This is a genomic window from Aldersonia kunmingensis, from assembly GCF_001646865.1.
Taxonomy (GTDB): Bacteria; Actinomycetota; Actinomycetes; order Mycobacteriales; family Mycobacteriaceae; genus Aldersonia; species Aldersonia kunmingensis.
In genome coordinates this window covers 1-7,237 of the sequence record NZ_LRRB01000296.1, presented here as the reverse complement: position 1 = coordinate 7,237, position 7,237 = coordinate 1, and the positions used below count along the sequence as shown (strand labels likewise).

The window sequence follows — 7,237 nt, the reverse complement described above, 5'->3', positions numbered from 1 at the left end:
AGGACGCGCACTCGACGATCGATTACGTGAGCAAGATCCTCGAGGACGAACGTGGCATTGTCATCGCTGCGCGCCCGCTCGAGGCAACGGCCTTCGAAGTGGCGGGCATTCGATTCGCCTATGTCTTCTACGAGGACGGTTTGTCGATCAACGTGATGTACACGGTCGAGGACTCCGGCAAGCGGGCGGTCGGCTTCAAGCTCTCCGAGGAGATGGAAATCCCCGAGGAGCTTTCCTCGTTCAAGTTCGCGAGGCAGAAGTCGAAGCTCGCGGGAACCATTCGCGGCTCCTACTTCGTCATCAAGAATCAGTACTGAACCTGAACTCGCCTCTGACGCGACCGCTCACGCTGGCGCTCGTTGGCAGTCATCCCACCCCAGATCCCGTGCGACTCGTCGAACTGCAAGGCCCAAGTACGACACTGGTCCAGCACATCGCAGCCGGAGCAGATCAGCTTCGCGTCGCGCTCACGGCGCATCCGCGTGCGCCGCGTTTCCTCCTCGGTCCCGAAGAAGGTCTGCGACCCGGTGGAGCGGCAGCGTGCGTCGAGTTGCCAGTCCCAGAATTCGACGACGGGACTAACCTCGGGTGCCCGACTCAAACGCGGGTTCATGCGGCCAACCACCGACGTCGACGGGCCACGCGCTTCATCTCGTCGATGTGACTGCCGGACAGGTACTCCGGCGGGGCGACTTCGAGAATATCGTGGATTCGGGAGAAGAACTCGAGTGGCTCGAGCCCAAAACGTGCGCGTATCTCATGCTTCGGGCCGCCGCCCAGACTGGACCAGCGGGCCGCGAACCGGACGAGATCGGTGTCCGCTGGGGCGAGGGGAGTCATCGGTAATCCTTCCGGTTCAAACGGCTTGAAGTTGCTGAGCGAGATCCGCTTCGCGCGTCATGTGCTGCCACGGCGCGACGAGTGTGTCGAAATGCTGCTGGGTGAAGCCATGTGTGCCGACCAGGTCGCGCATGCAGAGGGCTGCGGCGACGTCGCGAACGGTGGCCACGATGTCCGCGAAGGGCGTTTCGTCGGTGCGCAGCGTCCTGGTCTCGAGGTAGCTGCGTTCCCATGCCGCGGCCTGCGCGCGGTACCACTGGTCGACTCGGCCGGTCTCGCACGCAGCTTCGCGGGCACGTAGCCACGCGCCGAGACGCCGGTGCACGCCTATCGGCGTCGGCAACTGGGCGACCCGATCCTCCTGGAGCACCTCGCCGACAATGACCGCGTGCGCGACAACGGCCTGCCAGTTGGGGCCAAAGGCAACCTCACATGCTGCTTCGGTGACTACGAAACTGTCCAGGACGCTGAGGATCTCGTCGATGGTGTCCGCGTTGATCTCACCGTCCTCGGCGAGTGCCGGCGCGATCAGCTGGTGGACGACGAACGCTTCACCGCGGCTCGCCGTGCACTGAAGCAGGATGTCGAGCAAGCTCGTCCGAACCCCGGCGGGCAACGTGGGCCGCTCCGGCACCGGGGTGCGGCGCAGGAACGTGGCGGCCCGGGCCGGAAGCAGCTGCAGCCGCTCGGCGATCGCGGTATCGGAATTCATCGGTGCCTCCTGCCGATGGGGACGATGGGGGAGTGTCAGCATTCGACGTAGTTGACCGTGACGTTGACGGCGAGTCCTCCGGTTGAGGTCTCCTTGTATTTGGAGTGCATATCCGCGCCGGTCGAACGCATCGTCTCGATGACCTCGTCGAGGCTCACGTGATGGGTTCCATCGCCGCGCAAGGCCATTCGTGCCGCGTTGATCGCCTTACCCGCGGAGATCGCATTGCGCTCGATACACGGGATCTGCACGAGCCCTTCGATCGGATCGCACGTCAAGCCGAGGCTGTGTTCCATCGCGATCTCCGCGGCGTTCTCGACCTGTTCCGGTGTTCCGCCGAGGATTTCGGCTAGCCCGGCCGCCGCCATCGAGGCCGCCGAACCCACCTCGCCCTGGCAGCCGACCTCTGCTCCGGAGATCGAGGCGCGTTCTTTGTACAGCGAGCCGATCGCGCCGGCGGCAAGGAAGAAGCTAATTGCGGTCGAGTCGGGATCGTTTCGTCCGGCTGGGGTGTAGTGCACCGCGTAATGCAGGACTGCTGGAACGATGCCCGCGGCGCCGTTGGTCGGTGCGGTGACGATCCGCCCGCCCGAGGCGTTCTCCTCGTTCACCGCGAGCGCAACGAGATTGACCCAATCCTCGGCGTACTCGGGACGGCGGTCGGGATCTTCCCGGTCGAGGCGTTCGAACCACTGCTTCGCCCGGCGCCGCACCCGCAGCGCGCCGGGGAGATAACCGTCGCGAGAGATGCCGCGCTTCTCGCACTCCACCATCACGTCCCGGATATGCAGCAGCCGATCGTGAATCTCGGGAGTCGAGCGGGTCTCGCGCTCGATGGACAGCATGAGTTCGCTGATCTGGCAGCCGTACCGGTTGCATAGATCGAGGAGTTCTTTCGCAGATCCGAAATTCAGCCCACGGGAAGCACCGGCATCCGAATTATCCTGCAGGCTTTCGGCTTCGGTGACGACGAAGCCGCCACCGATGGAAAAGTACGTTTCCCGATGCAGCTCCATGCCGCCATCGCCGTATGCGGTGATGGTCATGCCATTCGGGTGATAGGGCAGGACCGTCAATGGCCGCAGGACGAGATCGTCCTCGGTGAGCGCGATCTGGCGAGATCCGCCGAATTCGATGCGGCCGGTCGCGCGCATTGCGTCGACCCGCTGCTCCATGTGCTCGGTCTCGAGTTCGTCAGGCAGGTGGCCTTCGAGCCCGAGCAGCACCGCCGTCATCGTCCCGTGGCCGGCGCCGGTCGCGGCAAGCGAACCGTAGAGATCGACGCGCAGATCTTCCACGTCGTCGAATGCGCCGAGGGTGCGCAGGTCGGAGACGAATCGGGCGGCGGCGCGCATCGGCCCCACAGTGTGGGAGCTCGACGGCCCGATGCCGACGGAGAACAGTTCGAACACGCTGATGGTCATGCGGTCACCGATCTTGTCCGGGTTGCGGTCTGGCTGCGGTGCCTGGAATCAGGCCGCTTTGCCGCGGGCGAGTTGGTACTGGTCGGCCGTCAGCAGCGCCTCTTCGGTCGATTCGATCGACGGCAGCACGGCGAACAGCCAGCCCGCGCCGAAGGGGTCATCGACGACGAGTCGCGGGATGGTGACGGCGGCGGAGTTGGTCATGGTGACGAGACCGCCGATCGGCGCGAGGATCGTGACCGGCGTCCATGCCGAAGTCCACAGCGCAGCGCACGGCATCCCAGCTTCGACATAGCTCCGTACCGGCGGCAGGTCGATTGCCACAATCTCGAGGTCTGCGAGGGCCTCGGGTGTGACACCGGTGCGCTGCGGTGTTTCTCCAGGGGAGCCCACTGCCGGAGCAAGCCAGCTGTGCGAATCGGTGTAGAGCAGACCGTACGGAATCTCGGGTGTCGTCACGATCTTCCTTTCGTGTCGTCGCGGGCTCGAGCTGGCGGTTGATGGCTCCTGGGCCGACCAATGCTGGTGTGATCGGCATCTAATATATTAGAGTGATGCCAACGGTATGCCAAGGGTGGGATGCGGTCAAGGATTTCCTGCAATGAGTGCGTCCAACGCCCGACGGCTGATCCATTTCCCGCAATGAGAGGCGTCGCAGCATGGTCAGGACGCTGCTGATCGACAACTACGACTCGTTCACCCACAACCTTGCCGACCTGCTGGCTGGGGTGAACGGGGTGCCACCGACCGTCGTCACCAACGACGTGTCCTGGGATTCGCTGGACTTCGCGGACTTCGACAATGTCGTCATCTCGCCGGGACCCGGCGATCCGACGGTCCCCGGCGATTTCGGCATTTGCGCGCGGGTGATCGCGGAATCCGGGCTTCCAGTTCTGGGCGTATGTCTCGGCCATCAGGGACTGTGTGCGTCGATGGGGGCTCGAGTCGTACCGGCGCCGCTCCCGATGCATGGCCGCGTCTCGCCGATCCACCATGCCGGGCGCGACCTGTTCGCCGGCCTGCCGTCGCCGCTCTCCGTCGTGCGATATCACTCGCTCATCGCGGTCGACCTGCCCGACGAGCTCGAGGTCCTGGCCACGACGTCCGAAGGTCTCGTCATGGCCGTGCGTCATCGCAGCCGCCCGATGTGGGGCGTGCAGTTCCATCCCGAGTCGATCGCCGCGGAGTCCGGGCGGGCCATCCTCGAGAACTTCAGGGACCTCAGCGCGCCCGCGATCGCAGCACCGCCGCCCGCGACCCGGCGGGCGCCGGCACCTCTGCAGCGAACCGGTTACGTCGTCGAGCATCGGCGAATCGAGCACCATCCCGACCCAGCCCGCCTGTTTCGGGCGGCGTTCGCCGGCCGGTGCGGAAGTTTCTGGTTGGACGGCACCGCCGCGCCCGAGGCCGGTTCGCGTTTCACGTTGATGGGTGACTGCACCGGCCCGTTGGGGGAGTACGTCACCTATGACGTGACGACCGCCCGCGTGCGAATCGAAAGTGCGGCCGGCGTCGACGAGCACCGGGTGTCCTCGATATTCGACTATCTCGAGCAGCAACTCCGATCCCGGGCCGTGCCGCGCGACCCGTCGCTACCATTCGATTTCCAGCTCGGCTATGTCGGCTACCTAGGCTATGAGCTCAAGGCGGAAACCGGTGGGAGCAGCGCGTACCAATCGCCGTATCCTGATGCGGCGCTTACCTTTACCGACCGGGCGGTGGTGATCGATCACGACCAGCGGTGCACATATCTACTCACGCTGAGTCGCTCGACCAACGATCCGGGCGACGCGGATTGGCTCGACCGGGTCGACGCCATGGTGCGCTACATCGGCACCGCGCCCGCTGGGGCCGTCGACACCGAGTTGTTCCAGCGTGGCGATATCGCACCGAACCTGCGCCACGATGCGGCCGCCTACCGAGCCCGAATCGAGGCCAGCCTCGATCTGATCCGCGCCGGAGAGACGTACGAGGTGTGCCTGACCAATGCCGCCCGGGTTGACTGCGCCATCGACCCGGTCGATGCGTTCGACCGCGCTCGCGCGCTGAACCCGGTACCGCACGCCGCGCTGCTGCAATTCCCGGGTCTCGCGGTGGTCAGCGCATCGCCCGAACGCTTTCTGCGTATCCGCGGCGACCGGACGGCCGAATCCAAACCCATCAAGGGCACGCGCCCCCGAGGCGCGACGAGCGAACAGGACACTCGGCTGCGCGAGGCGCTGCTCTCCAGTGAGAAGGAGCGCGCCGAGAACCTGATGATCGTCGACCTCGTGCGCAACGACCTGTCACGGGTCTGCTCGCCCGGCACCGTGCACGTGCCGTCGCTTTTCGGTATCGAGTCCTATGCCTCGGTCCACCAGATGGTCTTCACGGTGCGCGGCGCACTGCGCCCCGATGCTCATCCGGTCGACGCGATCCGGGCAATGTTCCCGGCCGGATCCATGACCGCCGCTCCCAAACTGCGGACGATGGAGATCCTTGACCGGCTCGAGGAAGGACCACGCGGGGTGTACTCCGGCGCGATCGGTTACCTGTCGCTCGCCGGCACGGTCGACCTGTCTGTAGTCATCCGCACGATGGTCGCCACGGATACATCCGTCGAATTCGGGGTCGGCGGCGCCATCACCGCATTGTCGGATCCGGCCGAGGAGTACGCCGAGATCCTGGTGAAAGCCGCCTCGTCACAGCGAGTGATTGCCGATGTGACGCGCTGCGCCGGCCGGGACGACGCGGCCGGCGCCCATACCGAACCGCAGCTCTCTCCACCCTTGACCGCTTCCCGGACGTGACATACATTACAAACAGCATAATGTGTTAGAGAGCGCGTCAGATATTTCAGAAGATTCGGGGATTGGTATGACCCACCAGCTCATCGACCCGCTGCTGCAGCCCTTCGAGCTGAAGAACCTGACCCTGCGAAACCGTGTGGTCAGCACGTCGCACGAACCCGCGTATACCGAGGACGGCATGCCGAAGCGGCGCTACCGCCTCTACCACGAGGAAAAGGCCAAGGGTGGCGTCGGTCTGACGATGATGGGTGGGTCGGCCGTGGTCGCGCCGGACAGCCCCGCCGCCTTCGGCAATCTGCACGTCTACAAGGACGAGATCGTCCCGTGGCTGCGTGAGTTGGCCTATGGCGTCCACGAGCACGGCGCCGCAGTGATGTGCCAGATCACCCACCTGGGCCGGCGCACCAGCAACTACGACGGCGACTGGCTGCCGGTCATCGCCCCCTCGCCGATTCGCGAACCCGCCCATCGCGCCTTCCCGAAGGCGGCCGAAGAGTGGGATATGGACCGGATCGTGAAGGCGTACGCCGACGCGGCTGCGCGGTGCCGCGAAGCCGGACTCGATGGCATCGAACTCGAGGCGTACACCCACCTGCTCGACTCGTTCTGGTCGCCGCTGACCAACCAGCGCGACGACGAATTCGGCATCGCTTCCCTCGAAGACCGAATGCGCTTCCCGCTGAGGGTGATTCGTGCTGTGCGCGAGGCCGCGGGCCCGGACTTCGTCGTCGGCATTCGGATGTCGTTCGACGAGGAGCAATCGGGCGGACTCGAGGTCGATGAGGGCATGGAGATCGCGCAGCGCGTCGTCGCCGAGGGTGTCGATTTCATCAGTGTCATCAAGGGCAACATGGCCAGCGATGAGGCGTTGTCGCGCGTCATCCCGCCGATGGGCACGCCGGTGGCGCCACATCTCGAGTTCGCAGGCCAGGTCAAGAAGGCCGTCTCCGTGCCGGTGATGCATGCCGCGCGGATCAATGACGTTGCGACAGCCCGTCATGCCATTCGGGATGGACTCATCGACCTAGTCGGCATGACGCGCGCGCATATTGCGGACCCGCACATCGTCGCGAAAATCCAAGCGGGGGAGGAGGACCGGATCCGGCCCTGCGTCGGCGCGAGCTACTGCCTCGATGAGATCTACCAGAACCGCGACGCGAAATGCATCCATAACCCGTCCACCGGCCGCGAGGACCGGCTACCGCATCGAGTGCCCGCCGCCACCGGGCCGGCGCGCACGGCAGTGGTGATCGGCGCCGGACCTGCGGGCCTGGAAGCGGCCCGGGTGCTCGGGGAGCGCGGCCATCGCGTGATCGTGATGGAAGCCTCCGATGCGCCAGGTGGGCAGATCCGCCTGGCGGCGTCTGCTCCCCGGCGGCGCGATCTCATCAGCATCGTCGAGTGGCGCCTGGACGAGTGCAAGCGCCTCGACGTCGACATCCGCACGAACACCTATGCGGAGGCCGAGGAGG

8 protein-coding genes are annotated in these 7,237 nt (G+C 65.5%); 3 read left to right on the top strand and 5 right to left on the bottom strand.

Annotated elements, in window-relative coordinates; all coding sequences use genetic code 11:
• Positions 1–317, top strand: a 317-nt coding sequence (locus tag A8G08_RS23710) for a phage tail protein (protein WP_068279688.1), incomplete at its 5' end; no start/stop codon positions are given.
• Here A8G08_RS23710 and A8G08_RS23705 read toward each other — a convergent pair.
• The 5 genes from A8G08_RS23705 to A8G08_RS23685 are packed head-to-tail and all read right to left on the bottom strand — an operon-like array spanning position 308 to position 3,435.
• Positions 308–613 (bottom strand): WhiB family transcriptional regulator, encoded by a 306-nt coding sequence (locus tag A8G08_RS23705; RefSeq protein ID WP_068279691.1) that lies wholly within the window; start codon positions 611–613, stop codon positions 308–310. The two genes, A8G08_RS23710 and A8G08_RS23705, sit on opposite strands and share 10 nt — an antisense overlap.
• Positions 610–840 (bottom strand): hypothetical protein, encoded by a 231-nt coding sequence (locus A8G08_RS23700; RefSeq protein ID WP_068279685.1) that lies wholly within the window; start codon positions 838–840, stop codon positions 610–612. Before A8G08_RS23700 ends, A8G08_RS23705 begins: the two co-directional genes overlap by 4 nt.
• A gap of 16 nt (positions 841–856) precedes the next feature.
• Complete coding sequence (locus A8G08_RS23695; protein WP_068279681.1) at positions 857–1,552, bottom strand: hypothetical protein; 696 nt, start codon at positions 1,550–1,552, stop codon at positions 857–859.
• 35 nt (positions 1,553–1,587) lie between these two features.
• Positions 1,588–2,976, bottom strand: coding sequence for an L-serine ammonia-lyase (locus A8G08_RS23690; protein ID WP_068279678.1), 1,389 nt, complete (start codon positions 2,974–2,976; stop codon positions 1,588–1,590).
• Positions 2,977–3,024: 48 nt separating this feature from the next.
• Positions 3,025–3,435, bottom strand: a complete 411-nt coding sequence (locus A8G08_RS23685; RefSeq protein ID WP_068279675.1) for a glycine cleavage system protein H — start codon at positions 3,433–3,435, stop codon at positions 3,025–3,027.
• 200 nt (positions 3,436–3,635) lie between these two features.
• Between A8G08_RS23685 and pabB the strand changes: the two genes are divergently transcribed.
• Together pabB and A8G08_RS23675 are read left to right on the top strand one after the other, a co-directional pair.
• On the top strand, positions 3,636–5,765 hold the full coding sequence (gene pabB / locus A8G08_RS23680; protein ID WP_068279672.1) for an aminodeoxychorismate synthase component I: 2,130 nt from the start codon (positions 3,636–3,638) through the stop codon (positions 5,763–5,765).
• A 67-nt stretch (positions 5,766–5,832) separates the two neighbouring features.
• A partial coding sequence (locus tag A8G08_RS23675) for an oxidoreductase (RefSeq protein WP_068279668.1) occupies positions 5,833–7,237 on the top strand: 1,405 nt, incomplete at its 3' end.